The sequence below is a fragment of the Variovorax sp. RKNM96 genome (assembly GCF_017161115.1).
GTDB lineage: Bacteria > Pseudomonadota > Gammaproteobacteria > Burkholderiales > Burkholderiaceae_C > Variovorax.
This window is the reverse complement of sequence record NZ_CP046508.1, coordinates 6,308,471-6,334,346: the sequence shown is the minus strand read 5'-3', so window position 1 is coordinate 6,334,346 and position 25,876 is coordinate 6,308,471. Positions and strand designations below refer to the sequence as shown.

The following is a 25,876-nucleotide window of genomic DNA, read 5'->3' as shown; positions in this document are numbered from 1 at the left end:
CTTCGCCTCAAGGGTGGATCTTCTCGCCCTTGGCCAGCATCTCCACGAACTGCGCGATGCGCCGCGCGCGGGTCTCGGGCTTCTTCGCGCCCTGTGTCCTGAACAGAACGGCAAAGCGGTTGCGCGAATCCAGCTTGGCGAAGAACGCGGCTGCCTTGCGATTCGCATCGAGCGCGGCCTGCAGGTCGGGCGGTACGGTGGCGACGCTCTGGGCGTCGTAGGCCGCATCCCAGCGGCCATCGGCGCGGGCGCGTTCGATCTCGGCCAAGCCAGCCGGCTGCATGCGGCCCTCGTCGATCAGCTTCAGCACCTTGTCGCGGTTGATCTTCGACCAGGTGCTGCGTGCGGTGCGTGGCGTGAAGCGCTGCAAAAAATACTGTTCGCCATCGCCCTTGTCACTCTTGCGCTGCCCATCGATCCAGCCGAAGCACAGCGCGATCTCGAGCGCCTCGGGGTGGTCGATGGAGGCGATGCCGCTGGCCTTCTTCGCGATGCGCAGCCACACGCCGGCGTGGGTGGCATGGTGGCTTTTGTACCAGCGCTTCAATGCTGCGGCGTTGGCGCATTCCATCGGCGTGTCGTCGACGATGCGCTCCGCCTTCGCGGCAGGCTTGGCGGTTTTCTTGGCTGCCGCCGTGCTCACGGCACCCACCAGTAACGCACCGCGTGAAAGTAGATCGGCGCCGCGAAGATCACCGAATCGAGCCGGTCGAGCATGCCGCCGTGGCCCTCGATCATCGAGCCCCAGTCCTTCACGCCGCGGTCGCGCTTGATGGCCGACATCACCAGGCCGCCGAAGAAGCCCATGAAGCAGATCATGAAGGCCATCAGCGCCGCCTGCCACGGGTTGAACGGCGTGGCCCAGTAGAGCGCCGCGCCCAGCGCGGTGGCGCTCGCCACACCGCCGATCAGGCCTTCCCAGGTCTTGGAGGGCGACAGTTCGGGCGCCACCTTGCGCTTGCCGAAGAGCTTGCCCCACACGTACTGCAACACGTCGCTGCCCTGCACCACGATCACCAGGAAAGCGATCAAGAGCAGGTTGCGGCCCTCGAAGCCCGGGATCTGCAGCGTGAGCAGCGCGGGCACGTGGCTGATGCAGAACACGCACACCATCAGGCCCCACTGGATCTTGGAGGTGCGCTCCAGGAAGCGCTGCGTGTCGCCGCCCACGGCCGCGAGGATCGGCAGGATCAGGAAGGCGTAGACCGGGATGAAGATCGAATAGAGCCCGTACCACTCGATCCAGATCAGGAAGTACTGGCCCGGCAGCGCGATGAAGAACGCGAGCGCGATCGCCGCATGGTCGCCGCGCCGCGTGTACGCGAGGCTGATGAACTCGCGCAGCGCATAGAACGAGATCAGGTAGAACAGCACGATCACGCCGCCCTTGCCGAAGGCGAAGGCCAGGCCGATCACCGCCACCATCACCCACCACGCGTTGACGCGCGAGTTGAGGTTGTCGATCACCGAATGCGGCTGGCCGTGCGCCACCCGCCACTTGAGCAGCGCACCGATGGCCGAGGCCAGCACCAGCACGCCGAAGACGCCGCCGAAGAGCTTGAGCGTGGTCCACGCGAAGGGAGACAGTTCCATCATGATGCGGCGCCCTCGGCCTTGTCGTTGCGGTCGTATTCGGGGCGCAGGTCGAGCATGGCCGTGCGCGCGCGGGCGATGAAGGTGTTCTTGTCCTCACCCTCCGCCAGCACGATCGGCGTGCCGAAGCGCACCGTGCAGGCCAGCGGAATCGGCACCAGCGTGCCCTTGGGCAGCACGCGCTTGAGGTTCTCGATCCACACCGGCACCAGCCGCACGCTGGGGCAGGCGCGCGCGAGGTGGAAGAGGCCGCTCTTGAGCGGCAGCAGTATCTCGTCGCCGGTGTTGCGCGTGCCTTCGGGAAACATGATGAGCGAGTCGCCGGCCTCCAGCGCCTCCTTCATCTGCTCGACCGGGTTGTCGCCCTGGCCCGAGCCGTCGCGGCGGATCATGAGCGCGTTGAACACGTCGGCGCCGATGAACTGGCGCACCTTCGAGGCCATCCAGTAGTCCTGCCCCGCCACCGGCCGGGTGAGGGCGCGCAGGTCGGGCGGCAGCGTCGCCCACAGCAGCACGAAGTCGCCGTGGCTCGTGTGGTTGGCGAAGTAGAGCGTCTGCTCGGCCTTGGGCGTGGTGCCGCTCCAGATGGCGCGCACGCCGGTCAGGAGGCCCGCCGCGCCGATGATGAGCTTGCCCGCGACGATGGCGAGCGCGCGGCGCAGCACCGTGCTCTCGGGCTTGGGCTTGTCGTTGTTCTTGTTGTCGTCGGTCAAGAGAAATCCTGTGTCATCAAGGCAAGAAGGAACATGGCGCTCTGGCAGGCGACCACGATGGCATGGCGCTGCATGAGCTGGCGGGTGCCCTGCACGCGGTCGTCGAGCGGCCGCGTGGAAGGCGACGACGGTGCGTTGCGAAGGCCGAGGCGATCCAGCGCACGATCGAGTGCGTCGAGCGAGGCGATGGCGCCGCGCGCCAGGTCGTCGAACAGCGTCTGGTCCAGCCGCAGCCGGAAGGCGAAATAGCGTTCGAGCACGCCGAGGATCACGACCGCACCGAAACCCATGGTGGGCGTGGTCGGGAGCGAGCGCAGCGTGAGCGCGAGCACCAGCGCCGCGATGCACGTCAGCGCGAAGCCCCAGATCGCCAGTACCGTGAAGGCGCGCAGCAGGCCGGCGAGCGCGGCGCAGGTGGCGCGGTCGTTGTCAGTCATGGGGCGGTGCCTCCCGCGCGACGTCCAGGGTTTTCAAGGGCGCGAGCGAAACCCGCCATGCGGGACGCAGCACGATCTGCGGCCGTGCGCGGCGCACCGTGTCTTCGGCCTGCGTCAGGTCGCCGGCCGAGCCGTAGCGGCCCAGCCAGGCGATTACCGCCGCGGCGCTGCGCGAAAAGCCGAGCGCGCAGCAGACCCACACCGGCGCGCCGTCCGCGTTGCGGCGCTGGCCTTCGATGACCGCCGCTGCGCGCTGCAGCCGCACCGTCGGCGGCACCGTCAGGTCCAGCAGCGGCACGCAGCGCGCATGCGGCACACCGGCCGACATCTGCAGTTCGGCGCACAGGCTCACGAGGCGCGGCTTGCCGGCGGCGAGCCATTCGGCGTGCGTGGGTCGCCGGCCGAGCCGCAAGCCGGGCACCACCTCGACCGATGCGGGCAGCTTGCGCGTCCAGAGCCAGGCGTTGATCGCAGCACCAAGACGGTAGGGAGCGAACAGCCAGCGCGCCGCCCAGCCCATGCGCCCGCGTCCATCCATCTGGAAGCCGCGCGCGCCGAAGCCGATGTAGTTGAGCGCCACCAAGGCGAGCGACGCGGCCGGCCATGCGAGCCACAGCCACACGTCGCCGCCGTACAAGGCAGCGGCGAGAAACAGCACCGCACCCACCGCATAGAACCCCGCGAGCTTCCCGCGCTGTGCATCGCGCGTGACCTGCCAGGCGCGCCGCATCGACACCACCCGCTCCAGCGGCCACAACCACACGCACACCAGCCCGAGCAGCGCGCCGGTCGGGATGTCGATGAAGTGGTGCTGCCACGTCGTGAGCACCGAGGCGCAGATCGCGAACGCCCATACATGCAGCACCAGCCGCGCCCACAGCGGCCGGATGAATTGCCGGTACCAGTCCCACAGGATCACGGCGAGTGCGATGTGCAGCGACGGCGCCTGGTTGAACGGCTGGTCGAAGCCGCGCAGCGCATTGAAGAGAAACGCCGGCGCCCCATCGACTGGCGGCTGCCCGAAGCTGAAGTGCAGCGGCCAGACGATGAAGCAGGTGCACGCGATCAGCGTCGCCGTGACCAGCCGTAGCGCATGCCGGTCCAGCGTGTGCTTGCTGCGCGCGAGGAACAGCGACAGCGCGTAGAACACGTTGATCGTCCAGTACGGAAAGATCGTCCACGGCCAGAACGGGATCCGCCGCTCCCAGTCGAAGGCCATCGAGGGCACGTTCGCGCGCGTGGTGGCCCACCAGTTGGCGAAGCCGTAGGTCGCGTAGAACAGCGGCCCGAGGAACACGAGCCATGCGGCTGCGCGCTTCCAGGGGCGCTGTTCGAACCAGGCTTTCATCGGCCTGTGCGCACCGCCAAAGAGACCGTGAAGATGCCCCACTCATCGACGCGCTGGTCGATCTTGCGGAAGCCTGCTTCTTCCACCAGCTGGTCCATCTCGACCTGCGTGCGGCGGCGCATCACCCACGCCTCGCCCTGGCGGTGGCTGGTGAGCGCGCGCGCGATCATCTCGAGCTGCGGATGCCACGGCTGCCCGGTGTAGACGAGGTAGCCGCGGTCTTCCACCGCATCGCCCACGCCCGCGAGCGAGCGCTGCACCATCTCGTTGTCGGGAAAGAGTTCGTACAGGCCCGACACCACCGCCAGCGTGGGCCGTGGCGTCACCGTGGCGAGGCTGATGCGGTCGAAGGCATCGGCCTGCACGAACTGCGCGGTGTCCTGCAGCCCCTTCTCGGCGATGAGTGCGCGGCCGTCGCGCACGTTGATGTCGCTGTAGTCGCGCAGAAGGATCGAGCTGGCCTTCACCGGGCTCGCGAGCACCGCGTCGAGCACGTAGCGGCCATGGCCGGCGGCGATGTCCATCACCCGCACCTCGCGGTGCATTTCGGCCAGGCGCTCCATCGCGATGCGCAGCAGCTCCTCGACATGGATCTTGCGCTGGCGGATGCCGCGCCAGCCGATCGAGTTGAGATACGTGTTGTCGATGCTCCGGCCCAGCGGGCCCTTGCCTTCGGGGTGGTTGCGGTAGACGTAGTCGAGCGTGCTGCCCGAGTCGAACCCGGTCTTGTGGCCCAGCGCGATGCCGCTGGAGAGCTTGCCGCCCACGCGCAGCCCGCCGCGCGTCAGGGCCCAGTAGGCGCCGCGCGGCGACAACGGCGAGAGCGGTTCGGCCAGCGCGCGCGACTCGTCGGCCGTGTCGCCACTCAGGTGCGCCGCGGTGCGGTCGACCGGCACGGCCGGTTCGTCGAAGCGCTGCAGGATGAATTCGCGGATCTGCGCCACGGCCGGCGCCCGGTCCTCCTCGCCCAGCGTGTCGTGGAAGAAGCCCGGCAGTTCGGTCTTGGTCTTCACCGCGCTGCCCAGCCGCTCGAAGAACTGGTGCTGGGGCTTGTGGTGCACCACCCAGTCAGCGCCCGAGATGAGCAGCTGCACCGGCAGCGTGATCGCGTTCGCATCGGCCACCACGCGGTCGGCCGCTTCGTACAGGCCCAGCAGGATGTTGACAGCGATGGGCCGCGAGATCAGCGGATCGCTCTCGTAGCTCGCGATGCGTTCCGGGTCGTGCGTGAGGAATTTCGCCTTCACGTAGCTGTTGACGAAGAAGAGGCCGCGCAGCTTGTGCATCAGCCCGAGCCCGGCGCGCGCGAACGGCACGTAGAGCTTCACCTTGAAGGCCGGCGAGGCCAGCGTGAGGCCGCGCACCTTGGGGGCGTAGTCGTGCGCCCAGGTCGCGATCAGCACCGCGCCCACGCTCTGCGCGACCACGTGGATGTCTTGTTCGGGCACGCCGTGCGCCGTGCCGATGTGATGCACGAAGGTCTGCACGTCGCGCACCGAGGTGCCGAAGCTCGGGCTGTAGCCGCGCTGGCCGGGCGAGCGGCCGTGGCCGCGCGCATCCCAGGCGAAGAAGTCGAAATCGGGCAGGTCGAGCTCGTCGACCAGGTGCGCCATGCGCGCGCCGTGCTCATGGCCGCGGTGAAACAGCACGATGGCGCCGCGGCGCACGGCGCCCGTGGCTGGCCAGTGGCGGTAGAAAAGCGATTCGCCGTCGTGCGTCTGGAAGTGATGCTCTTGCGCAATGCGCGGTGTGATGTCTGTCATTGAGTCCCTGTGAATCTTGTCTTGGTCTGTGTGTTCAGCGGCCGGCTGCATCGGCTTCTGCCAATGCGCGGCGAATGCGGTTGACGATGGTCCAGGCCACGAGCGCCGCCAGCAGCGGCATCAGCCAGGCCGTCCAGCCCGGCAGCGGCCAGCCCAGCGCCACGTAGAGGCCGAGCGCGCCGAACACGAAGGCCCGGTCGCTCTTGCCCAATGGCCCGTCGTAGCGGCGCGAGGCGCCCACCGTGGGGCCGAGCGCGCCGGCGAATTCGCTCAGCCCGGCCAGCACGATCACCGTGCCGACCCAGAACGGGCTGAAGGGCGCCACCAGCGCGAAAGGCAGGTAGAGCGCGGCGTCGGAGACCACGTCGGTCAGTTCGTTGAGAAAGGCCCCCAGCTTGCTCTGCTGGTTGTGCTCGCGCGCCAGCATGCCGTCGATGGCGTTGAAGGCCATGCGCAGGAACATCCACGCCGGGATGAGCCCGAAGGCGGCCAGCGAGGGCGCCGCGAAGAAAAGCCAGAGCCCGAGCGCGACCGAGACGACGCACGCCGCCAGCGTGACCTGGTTGGCCGTGACGCCCATCGCATGCAGGCGGACCACCAGCGGCCGCAGCAGGGCCTGGAAACGCGGCTTCAGTTCGTAGATCGACACGTTCTGGCTTCCCTCACTCGTTATGTTGTCGAAGCATTCTGCCAGCGTGGCAAGGACTAAACTTGCCCTCGCAGACCCCTATCCAATGACCATCCAGACCGACGATTTCGCGCCCGCGCCCCAACGCGTGGTGTCCGCAGCCCCCGCCTCGCCCAACGAGGAGGCCATCGAACGGGCCCTGCGCCCCAAGCTGCTCGACGAATACGTCGGCCAGGCCAAGGTGCGCGAGCAGCTCGAAATCTTCATCGGCGCGGCGCGCAAGCGCAAGGAGGCGCTCGACCACGTGCTGCTGTTCGGCCCGCCCGGCCTCGGCAAGACCACGCTCTCGCACATCATCGCGGCCGAACTGGGCGTCAACCTGCGCCAGACCTCGGGCCCGGTGCTCGAGAAGCCCAAGGACCTCGCGGCGCTCCTGACGAACCTCGAGCCCAACGATGTGCTCTTCATCGACGAGATCCATCGCCTGAGCCCGGTCGTCGAGGAAATCCTGTATCCCGCGCTGGAGGACTACCAGATCGACATCATGATCGGCGAGGGCCCCGCGGCGCGCAGCATCAAGCTCGACCTGCAGCCCTTCACGCTGGTGGGCGCCACCACCCGCGCCGGCATGCTGACCAACCCGCTGCGCGACCGCTTCGGCATCGTCGCGCGGCTGGAGTTCTACACGCCCGAAGAGCTTGCGCTGATCGTGACCCGCAGCGCTCGCCTGCTCAAGGTGGAAACCGACGAGACCGGCGGCTTCGAGATCGCGCGCCGCTCGCGCGGCACGCCCCGCATCGCCAACCGCCTGCTGCGCCGCGTGCGCGACTATGCCGAGGTCAAGGGCAACGGCCGCATCACCGAGGACATCGCCCACAAGGCGCTCGCCATGCTCGACGTCGATCCGCAGGGCTTCGACCTGATGGACCGGAAGCTGCTCGAAGCCGTGATCCACCGCTTCGACGGCGGCCCGGTCGGCCTGGACAACGTCGCGGCCAGCATCGGCGAGGAGCGCGACACCATCGAGGACGTGATCGAGCCCTACCTCATCCAGCAGGGCTACCTGCAGCGCACGCCGCGCGGGCGCATCGCCACGCTGGCGGCCTACCGCCACCTGGGCGTGACGCCGCCCTCCAGCCGTTCCGACGGACAGGATCTTTTCGGAGTCTGAAGACCCATGCACACCCATGACCTGAGCGCCTGGCAGCACGACCACCAGTTCGGCGCCGGCAATGCTTCGGCCGAGCGCAGCACGCGCCTGGTGATGTGGATCACCGCCGCGATGATGGTGGTGGAGATCGGCGCCGGCTGGTGGTTCAACTCGATGGCGCTGCTGGCCGACGGCTGGCACATGAGCTCGCACGCATTGGCCATCGGCCTGAGCGCCTTCGCCTACGCGGCTGCGCGCCGCTATGCGCACGACCCGCGCTTCGCGTTCGGCACCTGGAAGATCGAGGTGCTCGGCGGCTTCGCGAGCGCACTGCTGCTGCTCGGCGTGGCGGCGCTGATGGTGGTGGGCTCGCTGGAGCGGCTGTGGTCGCCTTCGGCGATCCACTACCCCGAGGCGATTTCGGTGGCGGTGCTGGGGCTGGTGGTCAACCTGGTCTGCGCGCGGCTGCTGGGCGGCACGCACCACGACCACGGGCACGACCATGGGCATCACCAACACGGCCACGATCACGGTCATTCGCACGAACACGGCCACGACCTGAACCTGCGCTCCGCCTACCTGCACGTGGTGGCCGACGCCGCCACCTCGGTGCTCGCCATCGCGGCGCTGCTCGGCGGCTGGTTCTACGGCTGGGCCTGGCTCGACCCGGCGATGGGCATCGTCGGCGCGGTGCTGGTCGCCAGCTGGGCCCGGGGCCTGCTGAAGGAAACCGGCAAGGTGCTGCTCGACCGCGAGATGGATCACCCGGTCACCGAAGAAATCCGCGAAGGCGTCGAGACCACGCTGGCCAGTTCGGAAACCCGCGTGGCCGACCTGCATGTCTGGCGCGTGGGGCGCGATGCCTATGCCTGCGCGCTCACGGTCGTGACCCATTCGCTCACGCTCACCGCCGACGAGGTGCGCGCCTGCTTCTCGATGCACGAGGAGATCCGTCACTCGACGGTGGAAATCCAGCGCTGCGCGGACTGAGCCGATGTCCACTCCGCTTTCCGCAGAAGCCGTTGTCGAGCGCCAACTGGCGGCCTACAACGCCAAGGACCTTCAGGCATGGCTGGCCACTTATGCCGAAGACGCCCGCCAATACGAACTGGCGGGAAAGCTGCTGGCCTCCGGGCACGCCGAGTTGCGTGCCCGCACCGAGCTCCGCTTTGCCGAGCCTGACCTCCATGCGCATCTGCTGCAGCGCTCGGTCATGGGGAATGTCGTGATCGACCATGAGGTGGTGACGCGCAACTTCCCCGAAGGGGTTGGCACGGTGGAGATGGTCTGCGTCTATGTGGTCCGGAATGGCCTTATCCAGACGGCATCGTTCGAGATCGGTCCGCCGACGATGGGTCGGCAGCCCGCATAGAGGCGGGGTTTTTGCTCCTTCCCCCAGCGGGGGAGGGAGCAAGTCAGGCAGAGGGGCGGCGAACGTGCCGCACGATCAACACCTGCGCCGCGTAGTAAGTCGCCAGCACCCACAACTGCGCGAGCGGCAGCGGTGTGACGAAGCGGTTGGTTGCCAGCAGCGCATCGCTCAGCATGAAGAAGCACGCGCCCACCGCCACCCACTTGGCTGACGGGGCGGCTTCGCGCAGCACCGCCGCGCGCCCGATGGCCTGCGCCGCCATGCAGGCGATCACCACCACGTAGACCCCGACCGGAATCCGCAGCGCCGGCGGCAGCCCGCCCTGCCAGAGAAACGCATACATGCCCGCGCCGATCAAGAGCGTCGCCGCCAGCACCCCGCGCCGCGGGAACAGGCCCACGCCGATGCGGAACAGCGCGATGTAAGCCAGGTGCGCGAGCAGGAAGCACACGAGCCCTGACACGAACAGCTTGGCCGAGCCCATCAGCAGCACATCGCCCGCCAGCGAGGCGGCCAACCCGGCCAGCAGCAGTCCGTCGAAGCGCGTGACTGCGCCGGACGCCATGGCGCGCCGCGCCGCGAAGACGATCGCAGTCGACAGCGCCAGCGGCTTGCAGATGTGGTGCAGCCAGTCGATGCCCAGCGCCGCGCTCGCCGTCGCCAGCGCGGCAGCCTCGACCAGCAGCACCTCGGTCACCGACAGCCGCCCCTGCAGCACGGCGCCGATGGCCCACAGGCTCGCCGTCAGCGTGGCCAGCCAAACGGCGGAGCGCTGCAGCGGCATGTCGTCGGAAAACCAGAGAAAGAAGGCCACGCCGCCCAGCATCAGCAGGAACTGAATGCCAGCGAACCACTGCACCCCGCGGCTCACGACGGGCTCGTAGCGCGTCACCTTCGCGATGTCGAACGCCGGCTTCGGAAAACGCGCCGCCACGTCGGCCGGCCGCCAGCCCGGCGGCTTGAGCCACACGCGCAGCTTGTCGGCCCAGCTGCGCGCGTGCCACGAGTCCTTGGCCAGCCCCCAGTACACCTCGGCGTTCGCCCAGAGCGGGTCCCAGCTCTTGAGTTCGCCGCGCGTGCCATAAACGCAGCGTTCGTCCTCTTCGCGGAAGGTGCCGAACAGGCGGTCCCACACGATCAGGATGCCGCCGTAGTTGCGGTCCAGATACGTGTCGTTCACCGCGTGATGCACCCGGTGGTTCGACGGCGAGCAGAACCAGCGGTCGAACCAGCCGAGCTTGCCCACCTGCTCGGTGTGCACCCAGAACTGGTAGAGCAGGTCGATGAGCGCCACCACGACGAACACCAGCGGCGGCACCCCGGCCACCGCCATCGGCATATAGAAGATCCAGCCGAGCAACGCGCCGCTGGAGGTCTGCCGCAGCGCGGTCGACAGGTTGTAGTGCTGGCTCTGGTGGTGCACCACATGCGCCGCCCAAAGCACCGCCGACTCGTGGCCCATGCGGTGAAGCCAGTAGTAGCAGAAGTCGTAGAACACCAGCGCGAGCAGCCAGCCGTACCAGGTGGTCCAGAACTCGCGCGCCGCCTCTTGCGGAATGAGCGCCACAGCCGAATACACCGCGGTGTAGATACCGATGCGCAGGAGGCCGGTGAGCACGGCGCTGATCTGGCTCAGCATGCCCAGCCCGATGCTGTTGACCGCATCGGCCAGCCGGTAGGTGTCGTGCCCCGTGCCGCGGCGTGCCCGCACACGGCCCACCGCGAATTCGATCGCGATCAGAAGAAAGAACACAGGGGTTGCGAGAACGATGATCTGGCCAGGGCGCATCGCGCGATTGTGGCGTTGCGGCGAGGCCACGCGTCACCGGGATGTCACGGGTGTGCCATCGCAGCGTCATGCGCGGGTGGGAGCCTACCCGTCCATGCAACGCGACGACGCTTTCCTTCGCGCATGGCGCGACACCGCGACCGGGACTCCTGAGCCGGAGGACGACGATCGCCAGCGTCCACCGCTGCATTTCCGCACGCTCTGGATCTCCGACCTGCACCTGGGCACGCCCGGCTGCCAGGCCCGCGCGCTGCTCGACTTTCTCAAGCACACCGAGTGCGAGACGCTGTTCCTGGTCGGCGACATCATCGATGGCTGGCAGCTCAAGCGCCACTGGTACTGGCCGCAGGCGCACAACGACGTGATCCAGAAGCTCCTGCGCAAGGCGCGCAAGGGCACGCGCGTGATCTTCATTCCGGGCAACCACGACGAGTTCGCCCGCAAGTACCTCAACCACAACTTCGGCGGCATCGACGTGGCCGAGGAATGGATTCACGAGACGGCCGACGGCCGCAAGCTCTGGATCATCCACGGCGACCTGTTCGACGGCGTGATCCAGTGCGCCAAGTGGCTCGCCTACGTGGGCGACTCGCTCTACGAATTCACGCTCAAGCTCAACCGCCACCTCAACTCGCTGCGCGCGCGCATGGGGCTGCCGTACTGGTCGCTCTCCAAGTACCTCAAGGGCAAGGTCAAGCGCGCGGTGAGCTACGTGGGCGACTTCGAGAACGCCGTGGCGCGCGAGGCCCGCAAGCGCGGTGCGCAGGGCGTGGTGTGCGGCCACATCCACCATGCCGAGATGCGCGACATCGACGGCATCCTCTACTGCAACGACGGCGATTGGGTGGAAAGCCTCACGGCGCTGGCCGAGCATGCGGACGGCACGCTGGAGATCATCGACTGGGCGCAGCACATGCCGGTGCCGTCGAAGGTGTCGGTGGTGCGCGAAGCCATCGCGTCCTGACGGCGGCAGATACGACGCCGCGACGTGACGATGCCCCGCGTTGTTGCTTGTCGTGCTCGGCGCCTGAAGACGATCCAGGCTCGTTGGAAAGACTTCTGATTTTTGGGCGTGAATTTTTCGCGCTCTTGCATGCCCATTGCCGCGGTGCTGGTCATTTGACTATTGTTTGCGAATGTGCGGGTTCTATGTGCCCCAGACTTTTCGGATTGCCATCCATCAGGTCTGTCGCAAGTGCCCCAATCCCTCTCCGTCATCAGCACCGCCATCCCTTCGAGTCTGGGACTGCCTGCATTGGTTCCCGTGCGGCTCGCCGGCCGCGAAGGCGTGAACAGCCTCTTTGAGTACGAACTCGTCCTCAAGACTCCCGATGCGCTGAATCTCGGTGCGAGCGGCGCGGCCGATTTCAACCTTGACGGCTTCATTGGGCAAGCAGTTACCTGCGTGATCGAGCTCGATGGCTCTGGCGAACTGCTGGCCGGAATGGTTGGCGCCACTGCCTACGGTACAGGTGCCGGGACACGACAAATCAGCGGCATCGTGACAGATGCCTTCATGGAAGGCGAAGCAGGCCGCCATGTGGTCTACCGCTTCATCGTTCGGCCTTGGCTGCACTTGGCGACGCTGAATTGCGATTGCAAGATTTACCAGGATCAGACAGTCGTAAAAACGCTCGATCAGGTGTTGGGAAATTACTCGTTCCCCGTGGAAAAGAGGTTGTACGACACCTATCCGATTCGGGATTACTGCGTGCAATGGAACGAGAGCAACTTCGAGTTTTTCGAGCGCCTGTGCCAGGAGTACGGCATCAACTACCACTTTGAACACAACGATGGCGCTCATCGCCTGGTTCTGTCGGACGCGATGGCAGCCTACCGGGAATGCCCCAGTGCCGCTTACGCGAACGTCGAATTCCATATCCCCGGCTACAAGATCGACGCCGAATACATCCATCACTTCGCGGCGCATAACCAGCTCACCAGCGGTGCCTATGTCACCAGAGACTACGACTACACACGCAGCAAGGCTCGCCTGATCGGCCAGAACAGTGCGCCGCGCCTGACGAGCCACGCCGACGGCGAGGTGTACCAGTTCCACGCCAATGTCGGTGGCAGTCATTTCGTGCAACCGGAGGCTGGGGGAACGGGACCCAATGAGCCGTCCACCGAGGCTCGTGCCTTCGCTCGCCTGCGCATGCAGCACCTGCGCTCCCATGGTGTCCGCGCACATGCCGCAGGCAACCTGCGGGGTATGGTGCCGGGTTGCACGTTCCGCATGCAAAAGCATCCGCGGGCGAGCGCGAACGCCGAGTACCTGATCCTGCACACGAACTTCGTGATCGAAGACACAGGGCAGGACAGCCAGATCAGGGGCGCCGCCCCCCGCCGTTCGCAGAACTGGACGGTGAGCGTCGACTTCACAGCGCATCCCGTCAAAGAAGAATTGCGCCCTGTGCTCACCCGCCCCAAGCCCAGAACGGGTGGCCCGCAGAATGCGGTTGTCGTCGGCCCTGCCGGCCAGAACATCTGGACCGACGAGTACGGCCGCATCAAGGTCCAGTTTGCATGGGACCGGGACGGCCAGTTCAATCAGAACAGTTCCTGCAAGGTGCGCGTGAGCGAGGCATCGGCGGGCAATCAGCTCGGTGCGATGCACCTCCCGCGCATCGGCCAAGAGGTCGTCATCGACTTCTTCGGCGGCGACCCCGATCTTCCCATTTGCATGGGTCGCGTTTACAACCAGATGAACATGCCGCCGTACAAGCTGCCTGATCAGGCAGCACTCTCGGGGTTTCGCTCGCGCGAACTTGTGGACGGTGGCGGCAACAGTTCGGCGGGGCGCAGCAATCAGCTTGTCCTGGACGACACAGCCGGGGAAATCCAGGCCCAACTCAAGAGCGATCACCAGTCCAGTTCGTTGAGCTTGGGATCGATTACCCGCGTTGAAGACAATGTCGGGCGCAAGGACCCACGAGGTCAAGGCTATGAACTGCGTACCGACGGCCATGGTGTCATGCGCGCAGCCGACGGCATGCTCATCACCACCGAGGCCTGCATGGATGCTGCGGGCCATGCCAAAGATCTGGGCGACGCCGTCCCGCGCCTGACGCTGGCCCGCGATCTGATCGAAGGCCAATCCGATGCGGCCCGTACCAGCAGGGCGCAGATGAAAGGCGACCAGGATGCCGTTGCCAAGGCCCTCAAGAAACAGAACGACACCATCAAGGGCAGTGGGGGCAACCCGCAGGAAGGACGGTTTCCAGAGTTGGCCGACCCCCACCTGGTGCTTGCCAGTCCGAGCGGTATCGCCGTCACCTCAGGCGGCTCCACGCATATCGCCAGCGTCGAGCACACCCAGATCACCAGTTCCAGGCATACCAGCGTCAACAGCGGCGGCAGCCTGATCGCGGTTGCGCTGGAGGCGTTCAAGGTCTACGCCATGCAAAGCGGCATGGAGGTGATTGCCGCCCGGGCCGACATCGAGATCAAGGCACTTGAAAACTCCATCAGGATGCTTGCCAAAGACAAAATCGAGCTGACTGCCGACATCATCAACATCACGGCAAAGACCCGACTGACCATCAATGGCGGGGGCAGCTACGGGGAGTACAGCGCCGGCAGCATCACCAAGGGGACCAATGGCAACTACACCAACCATGCCGCTGTTCACAGCTTCATTCTGGGGGACTCAAAGCCCACCCAGCCCGTGAACGACAAGGCGTGTGCTACCAAAGAAAACAGTGCCGACAACGGCGGTAATTCAGTGTCGCGGTGATGATCGACGACGCCGATGCTGGAGGGCAAACGGCCCCCTGCGAAAAACTGATCGACGCGCTGATGCAGGGCTGGGGTGCTCTGACCGCGCTCTCGCACAAGGAGTTCGGGAGCGAGGCCGGAAAAGAACCGCTTCCCCAGCGGGCCTACCTGTTATTCAACCGCTGGGACGGAAACCCACTGGCGCAAGAACTGTGCGAGCAGTTTCCCAGATGGGCGCGCGACCGCATCAGCGTGCCCAATAGCTACTTCGAGTATCGCGAAGAGCGTGCACCCTGCCTCCTGGAGTTGCCCGAAGAGTTGGTTGTCTCCGTCCCGGGATTCAAGACTCGGGACCTACGCGCATGGTTGGCGCATTGCCTGGAGTTCGCTTCGCAACAGGTGAACGAGCGCGTCACCAAACAGGATTTCTGCGGCGTGGTCATCAGCCCTGAATCTGAGCAGACGATCGCCCGCTACTGGGTTGGCCTGGGCGATCAACGGCCGTCCTGCAATAAAGACAGCGTGCTGTTTCGCTACCACGACCCGCGCGTCATGCAGCGTGTCTGGCCCGCGCTGAGTCCTCTGCAGCAACGCCGGTGGCTCGGCCCTGTCACGCAATGGTGGTCGCTCATGCAACCCTGGGGTCCCTTCAGCGACAGGCCCGAGCCTGCCCAATGGTTTTGTGCCAAAGCGCCGGTGCTTCCCTACGGAACGCAGGCGGGCGGATCGCCGCGCGATCTGTTCGATGAAGCGCAGTGGTTTCTCTCGGGTGTCTCGCCGGACGCCAATTCGATCTGGCGCAGCTATGCCAAGAACAACATACCGCCCGAGGCCCAGCCCGATCCAGAGAGCTTGCAGCAAATGCTGGCCGACGCCGCGCGCATGAACCTGAAAAACCTCGACCTTGAAGACTATGTCTGGATCACCTGGATGCACGCCCCCAAAGAAGGACCCGCTCGCGCTATGGACTGGAGCCTGCCGCATTTGGCACCAACGTTGAGCCGGATCGAAGACCAGCTGCGCGATTGGCCTGATGCCAGTTTTTCGATGCTTCTGAACAAGATCATCCAGCCTCAAAAAAGATAAGCCATGGCCTGCAAGACCCCCTGTGATCAATGCGTCCAAACCGGCCTGCCGATTCTGTTCACGCGCTACGCCGCCGCCTACAGTTGCACCGACAAAGGCGCGGCGGCGCTGGACAAGCTCAAGCCCAGCGGCAATTTCAAGAGCCAGCCAGGCGGCGTCGCGCTCCAGACCGCCCGATACAACGTGCGCATGCTGCGTGCGGGTTATTTGTACATCCGCATCGAAACCAACTGCCGGCTCCCCGCCTGGTTCGGCTACGCCGTGCATTCGCATGGCTACCTGACCCGATTCGATGTCGATCACCCGAAAGAAGCCGAAGGCCTTGCCGCGTGCAGTCCGCAGGAATGGGGTGCCAACCGAAGCCTTGTGTGGATCAAGGGCGCCAAGGATGTCACGAAGCTGAATTACCTGTTCCACCCCGACCCGGTAGACCCCGAACACTTGAGCAAGGTCATCGACGGGGACTTGGATAAGTACACGCAAAGTTTCGACGTGGCCAGCTGGGCCAACGGCAGCAAGACCGCGCCCGACACCGCAGCGCCCGACCCGGACCTAGGTGGCTGGAGCGTGGCCGAATTCAAGGCGCTGAAGGACGATGCCGTGCGCAGCGCGCTGGAGCCTCAGTTGTTCGGCCTGATGGGCAGCAATGCGATGGAGCGCGGGTGGGGCGACTATGAGAACAAGCATTTTGTGGAGACGGACCAGTATCTGATCACGGGCGAACACGCCGGAAAGATCACAGTCGAAGAAACCTTGCTCGTCAAGCAGCCCGACTACGCTGGCGCACACGGCAAACGCCTGCAAAACATCGCCCAATTCCTGACTGACAACGGCGGTGCCGTCGTCGCGTGCGAAGACGCCATTGGCATTGCGCAGGAGTTGGGACACCTGCAAGCCGAAGCCCAAACCATCTATAGCCATTGGCAGGCATCCAGTGCCACAGGGCATCACAAGGACGTGAGCAATGAATGGGTTTTCCAGACGGCCGTCGGGGCGCAGGGTCTGATCGCACTCGCGCAGCAAGGCGCTGTCGCGCGCGTTGACCGAGGCTATGCGGAGTCGGCACGCATCCATGCGCCGCTGCCGCGCGACCCCCAGGAGTCTGCCAAGGAAAGCGCACGCCGGACCGCAGTGCGCGCGGCCAACCACCAGCGCGAACTCGGCAACGCCCTGTCGGCCGTTCAGTTCGCCTGCAACCAATGGCTCGACCAGGCTGCGGCACGTGACATCCTGCAGGAGCAAAAAATACGGCAGGGGCAAGCACAAGACAAAGTGGCTGCGCTGGGCCGCGATCAGAACAAATGGGTGTTCAGCAGCACGCTGCTCGCGGCCTTGGGCCGTTTCAGCAATCAGGATGGAAAGATCAACAAACCCGGCGGCGGCGCCGCATTGAGCATGCAGCTCGCGCAATGCCTGGCAGGCCTGGAAACGCATGAAGCCGGCCGCCAGGCGCTACTGGCAATGAACCTGTGGGGCGGCAGCCTGCTGTCGCGCTTGCTGTGCTTCAACAGCGTCACCCTTCAGGCGACCTACAAAGACCTGGAAAATGCCAAGCCCCTTGCCGCGGTGACGCCCCCCGCCGAGCCCGAAACCGCGATGGCCGACACATTGGCGACAAACCTTAAATTGATGGCCGGGCGCCTGGCCTTGGGCGACAAGGCACTGGGCTTCATCGATGAAGCGCACAACACCGACGCACCTGCCTTGTTGCGCAAGGCGGCCTGGGCTGGCCACGTGTTCTCCCTGCTCTCGGCGCGCGCCGCGACCGGCATCGGCGGCTGGAAGGCATCGCAATTGGAAGCACGCATGGTGCAGCATTTGGCCCTGGCCGGCATGAGCACCATGGGCAGCACAGTGCACAAAGCGGTGGCGCAGCTGCAGATCGACATTGCAGAGAACGCCAAGCGCATTGCGCTGCGGGTCAAGAAGCTGGAGTCCGTTGCCGATCCGGTTGCACGCGCTGGCAAGGCTGCGGCGCTGGAGCGGGCACGCAGTGCCGCTCCTGGCACGCGTGCCGCGATGCTGGGTGCTCTGATGGATCTGGGCGCGGCCATCATCAAGGGCAACCAGCTGGGTACCAAGCTCGATGCGCGCAGCGCCTTCGATCTTGCGGGCCAGCTGCTGCAAGGCATCGGCAGCTTGTATGACTGGCGCGCCAAGGCGTATGAAGAAACGATCTTCAAGGGGGTGAAGGGGTATGACATCTACAAGTACGCGGCGCTCAGTGAGGGGCTAGACAGCATCAACGCGCTGCATCTCAAGAGCCTGCGGCTGACGGCGTTCAAGTTTCTGGGTCCGGCGGCGGTGATCTCGGTGGTGCTGGATGGAATGGATGCTGTGAAATCTAGAGACAGAGGGCAAATATGGATATCACGAGCCCAAGCTGCGTCCGTCATTGGCACTATCTTCACGATTGGAAGCGCTGGTGCGGGCATCTTCGCTGCGGGCATGGGAGCCAGTGCGGCTGCGTGGGGTATCGCTGCAGCGGTCTTGGGCCTAGTGGGTGCCGTGTTGGCTATCAGCAGCACGATTTTTGTGCTGCTATTGAGTGAGGACAAGTGGATCACCTGGCTGCGCGACATCCCCCTGAACAAGAAACGTAGAGGCAAGAAGCCGATACACAGCAACTTGCAGGAAACTCTGCAAGAGCATGCCAATGCCAAGCGTGATCTGCAACCTGCTTGACACATCCATCATGTTTATTCGCGAAGAGGGCTATGCCCGCCTGCATAGATCGGCCGTGGCCAAGAGTCGCGCACACATCAATCTGGACGGTCAAAAGCAATGGCCGTCCAATCGCTCTGGTGCGACGGGCATCACGATGCCCAACGGCAGTGCGTACGCACAGAATAGGGCTTATCTGGAACTGTGCAATCCAGGGTGGAATTTGCAGTGGCGTGCAGGGATAGCAAATCTCTATGTGATCCTGCCCGCGCTGTTTGTCATTTGGTTTTGGTACGGAATGACCATCCATCCTGTTCTTTTTGGACTATTAATTTTTTTGTGGTACCCCACCTCCGAATTTGATAGCGGGGATTTGATTTTCGGATGGGTGCTGGGCTTCCCACTAGCCCTGGCCTCCGCCTTCCTGATCTACATGTGGTTTTGCAAGATGGGCATGCGCACCTGCTTCTTCACTTCCGCACGAGGCCGAATCCGCTTCAATCGGCTCACACGCAAGGTGTATGTGCTGCGTCCCAAGTACTGCGGAGGAAACGCGGTGTTCGAGTGGGATCGACTGGTAGCACTGTTCGACCCCCAAAGCACTCACCGCTGGGACAAGCAGGAGGTTGCGATGCTGGCCCTGTACCACCCACCCTTCGATGCCGCCGACTCCACGGCTCAAGGCGAAGACTGCTTGTTCGTAGGCCCCGCCGTCACCGGCCCCAGCGGTGCAGCCCACCTGTGGGAATACATCCGCCAGTACATGGAAACAGGCCCCACCGTCGACCGCATTCCGTCCGATGCACCGGCCAACTTCAAGGGCATCGCGCGCTACCTGCATCCGGACTACACCACCTACTGCGGCTTGCCAAGCAGCAGTCAGTACAGGCAAGAGTGCAGGCCCGGCTTCATGGAGACTTTCTTTCACATGAGCAGCCAGATCACCTGCAGCTGGCCGCGCTTTCCCAAGGAATGGCAAAGTGACAGTGGCATGGGTGAACCTGAAGACAACCCCGTGCAGACGGGTGCTGTGACGACCGCACTGGTCTATCGCGCCAAGGGCAGGCTAAGCAAGGCCGACGAAGTGGAATTGATGGAGCGCTATGGCACTGCAGAGGCGTTGGCTGTAGCGCGAGCGCGGAGGGATTGATGCCCCTGCGCAAAGAGTTCACGCTCGCCGCTTACTGCCACTTCGAGAAGACCGCCCAATGCCTTGTCGCAGCGGCCACCCCCAAGCCCCAGCTCAAGCCTCTCCTGATGAGCGAGCAGACCCTCTCGCGCCAATCCCCTCAACCCGACCGTTTGGTAGCCGTTCAGGCTGCCCGTGTCCCTTTGATCGAAGCGGCCCGGCCACTGCTGCTGGCCTTGGTTCATATGCCCGGGCAGCTCGACGCAACGCACGCCGATGCCTTGCACGGAGATCTGGTGCGCGAGGTCGCCAGCTTCCAGTCCTTGTGTATGGATGCCTTTATCCGCAAAGAGTACATCACTGGTGCGAGCTACATGCTGTGCACGGCGCTGGATGAGGCGGCGGGCCTGACCGTCCGGGCCATGGACGCCACCACCGGCGTCAACACCTGGGCTGGACGGCTGCTGGCGGTTCGGTTTCACGGTGACGGCAGGGGCGGTGAGAACGTTTTCAAGTTCATGGCGAACCTGCTCAAAAGACCAGCCGCGCATGTCGACCTGCTGGAGCTGCTGCTGATCATCGTCGCAATCGGGTTCGAAGGCCTGTACCGCAGAGCCACCAATGGCAAGCGCGTACTCGACGACATCCGCCATACCCTCTTTTCTACGGTGCGCTCTTGCCGAGGCGACGGCGTACACATGGCGCGTTGGAGGGTTATCGAGAGCCTGCTGTGGGCGCGGATGCTGCCCGGCGAGCTTGGAGACACCGCACAGGCGTTGTTTTCATGAGAGCGAACCAGATCATCAAGGATCACGATAAGTGGCGCAAAGGCACGGGCCGAGCACCTGCCCGTGCCGTCGAAGGCCACGCCTGAGCGGTCGTCCGACTTAGCCGCGGCCCTTCGGTTCCTTGGCCGGCTGGCCGAACTGCTGTTCGCGCCAGGCGTCATAGTGGCGCCACATGCTCTTGTTCATCTCATCCATCCACAGCCACCAGTTCAGCGCGAGCTTCTCGGGGTCGTGGCTGAGGGGTGAAAGAGACGTGGCCGGCGTGGACGGCGCATTGCGTGCCGGCGGATCGGGCAATTCGTAGTCGCACAGCCGTTCGACGCTGGCGTGCGAGAAGCCGGGTGTGGTGGTCGCGTGCATGGTGCTTTCCATTGAGCGCAGCGCATTCTCTGGCGCACAGAACAACTCCCGACTGGTAATTTTGCGTGGTCGTCCGGAGGCGCCGGAGAGGGCTATCCCGGGTGTGCGCGCAAACTACCGAAACCGGTGAGTCTTCGTCCGATCCGACGATGCCGCCGCCGCACTCCCCAGGTGCACACTCGCCGCTGCACTCCAACGGGACCGCACCATGGCTTGGACACTCAGCGCCGCCGAAACGGCATTCCAGAACGAGGTTCGCGACTTTCTCTCGCGCGAGCTGACACCCGAACTCCGCACCGCCGGACGGCGCTGCTCGGGCATCTTCAGTGACTACGCCGAAGGCAACGGCTGGCACCGCATCCTTGCCAGGCGCGGCTGGAGCGTGCCGCACTGGCCGGGCGAGCACGGCGGCACCGGCTGGACGCCGATGCAGCACTACCTCTTCGCGGCCGAGCTGGCAGCGGCCGACGCGCCGCAGCGCGCGCCCATGGGGCCGGGCATGGTCGCGCCGGTGATCGTGGCCTTCGGCACCGAGGCGCAGAAGCGCGCGTGGCTGCCGGCCATCCGCTCGGGCGAGGACTACTGGTGCCAGGGCTACTCGGAGCCGCAGTCGGGCTCCGACCTCGCCTCGCTGCAATGCAAGGCGGTGCGCGATGGCGACCACTACGTCATCAACGGCACCAAGATCTGGACCACCCACGCGCAGTACGCCAACCGCATGTTCTGCCTGGTGCGCACCACCTCGGGCGGCAAGCCGCAGCAGGGCATCAGCTTCCTGTGCTTCGACATTCCGACGCCGGGCATCACCATCCGGCCGATCATCAGCATCTCGGGCGATCACGAACTCAACCAAGTGTTCTTCGACGACGTGCGGGTGCCCGCCGAAGGGCTCATCGGCGAGGAGAACCAGGGCTGGACCATCGCCAAGTACCTGCTGCAGCACGAGCGCGGCGGCGCGTGGACGCCGATGCTGCGCGCGCGCCTTCGCCGGTTGCGCGCGGCCGCCGATGCGATCTCCGACGCGCAAGAGGCCGACGACATGGCGCTGCGCCTGGCCGAAGCCGAATGCGCCATCGACGCGCTCGAGGCCACCGAGCTGCAGTCGCTGCGTGCGCAGGCCCGCGGCGAGCCGCCGGGCATCCGCCCCTCGATGGGCAAGGTGCTGGGCTCCGAGCTGCGCCAGCGGCTGACCGAACTCGGCGTTGAAATCGCCGGCCACTACGCCGCCGTCGACCTGCCGCTGGACGACGGGCTGCAGGGCGAACTGCCGATCCCGGAGGAGGCCGTGTTCTCGATGTCGGCCTACCTCAACGACCGCGCCGCTTCCATCTACGCGGGCTCCAACGAGGTGCAGCGCAACATCGTCGCGGCCCATCTGCTGGCCCGCTGAGGTCCCTGCCATGAGCACACTCACCACCGAAACCGACGACACCCTCGCGATGCTGCGCGACAGCCTCGCGCGCTACCTCGACGACAACCACGGCTTCGAGCAGCGCCTGCATGCGCTCGCGAAGGCCGACGATGCGCCGCCGCCGTTCTGGCGGGGCCTCTCGCGCGAACTCGACCTGCTGGGCGCGGCGCTGCCCGAATCGCAAGGCGGCCTGGGTCTGGGCATGGCTGCCCACCTCGCGCTGATGGAAACATTGGGCGGTGCGCTCGCGGCCGAGCCCTACCTGTCGACGATGGTGATCGGCGCCGGCCTGCTGCAGCGCCACCCCGGCGCAAAGGCCGATGCGCTGCTCGCGCGCATCGTCGCAGGGCAGGCCGTGCTGGCCTTCGCGCACGGCGAGCCGCAGAGCCGCCACGACCGCACCGATGTGCAGATGCAGCTCGTGCGCGAGGGCGACGGTTTCCGGCTCGATGGCCGCAAGGCCGTGGTGCAGGCGGCGCCGTGGGCCAGCCACTTCATCGTCACCGCGCGCAGCGGCAAGGGCCTGTCGCTGCTCGTGGTGCCGAGGGACACGCCGGGCCTGCGCCTGCGCGCCTACCCGACGCGCGACGGCGGCCGTGCCGCCGACATCGCCTTCGACAACGTGCGCCTGCCCGCCGACGCGCTGCTCGGCACCGAAGGCGGCGCGCTGCCGCAGATCGAACGCGCGCTCGACGAAGCCACGCTCGCCATCTGCGCCGAATCGGTCGGCGTCATGCGCCGCCTGCTGCGCGACACACTCGACTACGTGCGTCAGCGCAAGCAGTTCGGCGTGCCCATCTCCAGCTTCCAGGTGCTGCAGCATCGCCTCGCCGACATGCACATGGCGCTGGAGCAGGCCGCGGCGCTCACCGCGAGCGTCGGCGAAATCGTCGACACCGCGAGCGACGACGAGCGCGCCCGCGCGGTCTCGTCCGCCAAGGTGGCCGCCGCCAAGGCCTGCAAGGCCGTGGGGCAGGGCGCGGTGCAGTTGCATGGCGGCATGGGCATGACCGAGGAACTGGCTGTTGGCCATTACGTGCGCCGCGCCACACTCATCGAAGGCCAGTTCGGTCCACCCGCATGGCACCTGCGCCGCGTGGCGAAGCTGCGCGCCGCCATATAGAAGGAGACAGGGAAGGAGATAACAGGCGCATTCGTCGCTTTGGACGATGCACCCCCACCGCCCCCGGGCCAAGATGCCTCCACATACAGGAGACAGACCATGGCAGGTCCACTGCAAGGCCTTCGGGTGATCGAGATGGCGGGCATCGGCCCGGGGCCGTTCTGCGCGATGCTCTTCGCCGACATGGGCGCGGAGGTGATCCGCATCGAACGCCCCGGCACGCGTACCGCGCCCTACGACATCCTCGCGCGCGGCCGCAGCACGCTGCAGATCGACCTGCGCGCGGAAGGCGCCGCGTCCTTGGTGCTCGATGCCATCGCCAAGGCTGACGTGCTCGTCGAGGGCTTCCGCCCCGGCGTGATGGAGCGACTGGGCATCGGCCCCGCCGAATGCCATGCGCGCAACCCGCGCCTGGTCTATGGCCGCATGACCGGCTGGGGCCAGCACGGCCCGCTCTCGCACGCGGCGGGCCACGACATCAACTACATCGCCATCAGCGGCGCGCTGCACGCCATCGGCCGCGCGGGCGAGCCACCCGTGCCGCCGCTCAACTATGTGGGCGACTTCGGCGGCGGCGCGATGCTGCTGGCCTTCGGCATCCTCGCCGCGCTGCACGAGGCCAAGGGCTCGGGCCAGGGGCAGGTGGTCGATGCGGCGATGACCGACGGCGCGGCGCTCCTGTCTTCGATGATGTACGGCTTCAAGTCGGCCGGCATGTGGAGCAACCAGCGCGGCGAGAACATGCTCGACGGCGGCGCGCACTTCTACGACACCTACGCCTGCGCCGATGGCAAGTACGTGGCCGTGGGCGCCATCGAGCCGCAGTTCTATGCGCTGCTGCGCGAGCGCTGCGGCATCGCCGACGACACTGCCTTCGACGCGCAGATGGACGCCGACCGCTGGCCGCTGCTCAAGCTGCGCATGGCCGACCTGTTCCGCACCCGCACGCGCGACGAATGGTGCGTGCTGCTCGAAGGCAGCGACGCCTGCTTCGCGCCCGTGCTCGACTGGGACGAGGCGCCCCAACACCCGCACAACGTGGCGCGCGGCACCTTCGCGAACGTCGGCGGCGTGGTGCAGCCCGCGCCCGCGCCGCGCTTCAGCCGCACCGCGCCCGTGATGCCGCCTGCCATCGCAAAGGACGACGGCGAAGCGATGCTGCGCCGATGGGCCGCGACGACAGTGCCCGTCACGGCCGGCTGAAAAAAAAAGGAAGACGAAAACCATGTTCCTCACCCAGCCCCTGCACAAGGGCCGCCGCGAGAAGGCCCGCGCCACCGCCGTGGTCTGCGGCAGCAAGCGCCTGGATTTCGGCGAGCTCGCCGACCGCGCCGCGCGCCTGGGCGCCGTGCTGCAGAAACTCGGCATGAAGCGCGGCGACCGCGTCGGCATGATGAGCCTCAACTCGCACCGCTTCGTCGAATACTTCTTCGGCACCTGGTGGGGCGGCGGCGTCATCAACCCGGTCAACATCCGCTGGAACCCGAAGGAGGTCGCGTATTCGCTGGATGACTGCGACACCCGCATCCTGCTGGTGGACGATCTCTTCGCGCCGATGGCGCCCGCGTTGCGCCAGCTTTCGGCATCGCTGCGCACCGTGGTCTATTGCGGCGATGGCGCGGTGCCCGAAGGCATGGTCGGCTACGAGGCGCTGCTCGCCGAGGCCGAGCTCATCGACGACGCACCGCACGGCGCCGACGAGCTCGCGGCCATCATGTACACCGGCGGCACCACCGGCCAGCCCAAGGGCGTGATGCTCACGCACGGGAGCCTGTACATCAACGCGCTCGGCACCGTCGCCGCATTGCCGCGCGACACGCAGGATGCGGCCGCCATCGTCGCGGCGCCGATGTTCCACGTGGCCGGTTGCGGCATCGCACTGCAGAGCCTGCAGCGGCTCGTGCCCATCCACGTGGTGCCGATGTTCGACGAGCTCGCGGTGCTGCAGACCCTGCAGTCGGCGCGCATCACCGAGATGTTTTTGGTGCCGACCATGATCAAGCGCGTGATCGAGCATCCGCGCTTCGCGGAGTTCGACCTGTCGATGCTGCGGCTGCTGTCGTACGGCGCGGCGCCCATCGACGCGGCGCTGCTCGACCAGGCCATGCGCGCCTTTCCGGGCACCGCGTTCGCGCAGGTCTACGGCATGACGGAGCTCTCGCCCGTGGTCACCGCGCTGCCCTCGCACTGCCACCAGCCCGGCCCCGACCGCGAGCGCCTGCTGCGCTCGGCCGGCACGCCCATTGCCATCGCGGAGGTGCGCATCGTCGATGGCGACGACAACGAACTGCCCTTCGGCCAGGTCGGCGAGATCGTTGCGCGCGGGCCGATGGTGATGAAGGGCTACTGGAACAAGCCGCAGGAAACCGAGGCGGCCCTGCGCGGCGGCTGGATGCACACCGGCGACGGCGGCTTCATGGACGAGAACGGCTTTCTCCACGTGGTCGACCGCATGAAGGACATGATCGTGAGCGGCGGCGAGAACGTGTACTCGGCCGAGGTCGAGAACGCCATCGCGCAATTGCCGGAGGTGCTGATGTCCGCCGTGATCGGCGTGCCCGACGACAAGTGGGGCGAGCGCGTGCATGCGGTGATCGTGCGGCGCGAAGGCATGGCGCTGGAGGCAGGGGCCGTCATTGCGCACTGCCGCGAGCAGATCGCCACCTACAAGTGCCCGCGCAGCGTGGAGTTTCGCGATGCGCTGCCGCTCTCGGCCGCAGGCAAGCTGCAGAAATTCCAGCTGCGCGAGCCCTTCTGGGCCGGCAAGGCGCGCCGCGTCGGCTGACCGACCACATTTTTCAAAAC

At 66.1% G+C, this 25,876-nt stretch carries 22 protein-coding genes; 13 read left to right on the top strand and 9 right to left on the bottom strand.

What is annotated here, in order from left to right:
* Positions 1–7 precede the first annotated feature (7 nt).
* From GNX71_RS29520 to GNX71_RS29490, 7 genes are read right to left on the bottom strand one after another with little or no spacing between them, the layout of a single operon-like run.
* A complete protein-coding gene (locus GNX71_RS29520; RefSeq protein ID WP_241027087.1) occupies positions 8–643 on the bottom strand; it encodes a YdeI/OmpD-associated family protein in 636 nt (211 codons plus the stop codon).
* A complete protein-coding gene (locus GNX71_RS29515; RefSeq protein ID WP_206175706.1) occupies positions 640–1,596 on the bottom strand; it encodes a phosphatidate cytidylyltransferase in 957 nt (318 codons plus the stop codon). The genes GNX71_RS29520 and GNX71_RS29515 overlap by 4 nt, the downstream gene beginning before the upstream one ends.
* On the bottom strand, positions 1,593–2,258 hold the full coding sequence (locus GNX71_RS29510; protein ID WP_206179762.1) for a lysophospholipid acyltransferase family protein: 666 nt from the start codon (positions 2,256–2,258) through the stop codon (positions 1,593–1,595). The genes GNX71_RS29515 and GNX71_RS29510 overlap by 4 nt, the downstream gene beginning before the upstream one ends.
* Positions 2,259–2,302: 44 nt before the next feature.
* A complete protein-coding gene (locus GNX71_RS29505) occupies positions 2,303–2,743 on the bottom strand; it encodes a hypothetical protein (RefSeq protein WP_206175705.1) in 441 nt (146 codons plus the stop codon).
* The gene (locus tag GNX71_RS29500) at positions 2,736–4,091 is read right to left on the bottom strand and encodes a phosphatase PAP2/dual specificity phosphatase family protein (protein WP_206175704.1); all 1,356 of its coding nucleotides are present in this window, start codon (positions 4,089–4,091) and stop codon (positions 2,736–2,738) included. The genes GNX71_RS29505 and GNX71_RS29500 overlap by 8 nt, the downstream gene beginning before the upstream one ends.
* Complete coding sequence (locus tag GNX71_RS29495; RefSeq protein WP_206175703.1) at positions 4,088–5,854, bottom strand: bifunctional alpha/beta hydrolase/class I SAM-dependent methyltransferase; 1,767 nt, start codon at positions 5,852–5,854, stop codon at positions 4,088–4,090. Before GNX71_RS29495 ends, GNX71_RS29500 begins: the two co-directional genes overlap by 4 nt.
* 34 nt (positions 5,855–5,888) lie before the next feature.
* Entirely contained in the window at positions 5,889–6,503 is a 615-nt protein-coding gene (locus GNX71_RS29490) for a CDP-alcohol phosphatidyltransferase family protein (RefSeq protein ID WP_206175702.1), read from the bottom strand.
* 85 nt (positions 6,504–6,588) lie between these two features.
* Between GNX71_RS29490 and ruvB the strand changes: the two genes are divergently transcribed.
* From ruvB to GNX71_RS29475, 3 genes are read left to right on the top strand one after another with little or no spacing between them, the layout of a single operon-like run.
* Positions 6,589–7,653 (top strand): Holliday junction branch migration DNA helicase RuvB, encoded by a 1,065-nt coding sequence (gene ruvB / locus GNX71_RS29485; RefSeq protein ID WP_187112319.1) that lies wholly within the window; start codon positions 6,589–6,591, stop codon positions 7,651–7,653.
* 6 nt (positions 7,654–7,659) lie between these two features.
* Positions 7,660–8,622, top strand: a complete 963-nt coding sequence (gene dmeF / locus GNX71_RS29480) for a CDF family Co(II)/Ni(II) efflux transporter DmeF (RefSeq protein WP_206175701.1) — start codon at positions 7,660–7,662, stop codon at positions 8,620–8,622.
* Between the two features lie 4 nt (positions 8,623–8,626).
* Entirely contained in the window at positions 8,627–9,004 is a 378-nt protein-coding gene (locus GNX71_RS29475; protein ID WP_206175700.1) for a nuclear transport factor 2 family protein, read from the top strand.
* A 43-nt stretch (positions 9,005–9,047) separates the two neighbouring features.
* On the opposite strand, the gene GNX71_RS29470 is transcribed toward GNX71_RS29475, so the two are convergent.
* Complete coding sequence (locus GNX71_RS29470; RefSeq protein WP_206175699.1) at positions 9,048–10,793, bottom strand: lysoplasmalogenase family protein; 1,746 nt, start codon at positions 10,791–10,793, stop codon at positions 9,048–9,050.
* 94 nt (positions 10,794–10,887) lie between these two features.
* Here GNX71_RS29470 and GNX71_RS29465 point away from each other — a divergent pair, with 94 nt between their 5' ends.
* From GNX71_RS29465 to icmH, 6 genes are all read left to right on the top strand, one after another.
* A complete protein-coding gene (locus GNX71_RS29465) occupies positions 10,888–11,757 on the top strand; it encodes a UDP-2,3-diacylglucosamine diphosphatase (protein WP_206175698.1) in 870 nt (289 codons plus the stop codon).
* A 231-nt stretch (positions 11,758–11,988) separates the two neighbouring features.
* A complete protein-coding gene (gene tssI / locus GNX71_RS29460) occupies positions 11,989–14,529 on the top strand; it encodes a type VI secretion system Vgr family protein (RefSeq protein WP_206175697.1) in 2,541 nt (846 codons plus the stop codon).
* On the top strand, positions 14,529–15,596 hold the full coding sequence (locus GNX71_RS29455; RefSeq protein WP_206175696.1) for a DUF4123 domain-containing protein: 1,068 nt from the start codon (positions 14,529–14,531) through the stop codon (positions 15,594–15,596). Before tssI ends, GNX71_RS29455 begins: the two co-directional genes overlap by 1 nt.
* Positions 15,597–15,599: 3 nt before the next feature.
* Positions 15,600–18,281 (top strand): T6SS effector BTH_I2691 family protein, encoded by a 2,682-nt coding sequence (locus GNX71_RS29450; RefSeq protein ID WP_206175695.1) that lies wholly within the window; start codon positions 15,600–15,602, stop codon positions 18,279–18,281.
* Positions 18,253–19,410: a DUF6708 domain-containing protein gene (locus GNX71_RS29445; RefSeq protein ID WP_241027086.1), complete on the top strand. Its 1,158-nt coding sequence runs from the start codon at positions 18,253–18,255 to the stop codon at positions 19,408–19,410. Before GNX71_RS29450 ends, GNX71_RS29445 begins: the two co-directional genes overlap by 29 nt.
* On the top strand, positions 19,410–20,177 hold the full coding sequence (gene icmH, locus GNX71_RS29440) for a type IVB secretion system protein IcmH/DotU (RefSeq protein ID WP_206175694.1): 768 nt from the start codon (positions 19,410–19,412) through the stop codon (positions 20,175–20,177). Before GNX71_RS29445 ends, icmH begins: the two co-directional genes overlap by 1 nt.
* A 99-nt stretch (positions 20,178–20,276) precedes the next feature.
* Here the strand turns inward: icmH and GNX71_RS29435 are convergent, their stop codons facing one another.
* The gene (locus tag GNX71_RS29435) at positions 20,277–20,537 is read right to left on the bottom strand and encodes a hypothetical protein (RefSeq protein WP_206175693.1); all 261 of its coding nucleotides are present in this window, start codon (positions 20,535–20,537) and stop codon (positions 20,277–20,279) included.
* Positions 20,538–20,745: 208 nt separating this feature from the next.
* Between GNX71_RS29435 and GNX71_RS29430 the strand changes: the two genes are divergently transcribed.
* The 4 genes from GNX71_RS29430 to GNX71_RS29415 all read left to right on the top strand — a co-directional run bounded on the left by GNX71_RS29430 (position 20,746) and on the right by GNX71_RS29415 (position 25,856).
* Positions 20,746–21,927, top strand: coding sequence for an acyl-CoA dehydrogenase family protein (locus GNX71_RS29430; protein WP_206175692.1), 1,182 nt, complete (start codon positions 20,746–20,748; stop codon positions 21,925–21,927).
* Positions 21,928–21,937: 10 nt separating this feature from the next.
* Positions 21,938–23,071 (top strand): acyl-CoA dehydrogenase family protein, encoded by a 1,134-nt coding sequence (locus tag GNX71_RS29425; RefSeq protein WP_206175691.1) that lies wholly within the window; start codon positions 21,938–21,940, stop codon positions 23,069–23,071.
* Between the two features lie 99 nt (positions 23,072–23,170).
* Complete coding sequence (locus tag GNX71_RS29420) at positions 23,171–24,274, top strand: CaiB/BaiF CoA-transferase family protein (protein ID WP_206175690.1); 1,104 nt, start codon at positions 23,171–23,173, stop codon at positions 24,272–24,274.
* 22 nt (positions 24,275–24,296) lie between these two features.
* Positions 24,297–25,856 (top strand): long-chain-fatty-acid--CoA ligase, encoded by a 1,560-nt coding sequence (locus GNX71_RS29415; protein ID WP_206175689.1) that lies wholly within the window; start codon positions 24,297–24,299, stop codon positions 25,854–25,856.
* Positions 25,857–25,876 lie beyond the last annotated feature (20 nt).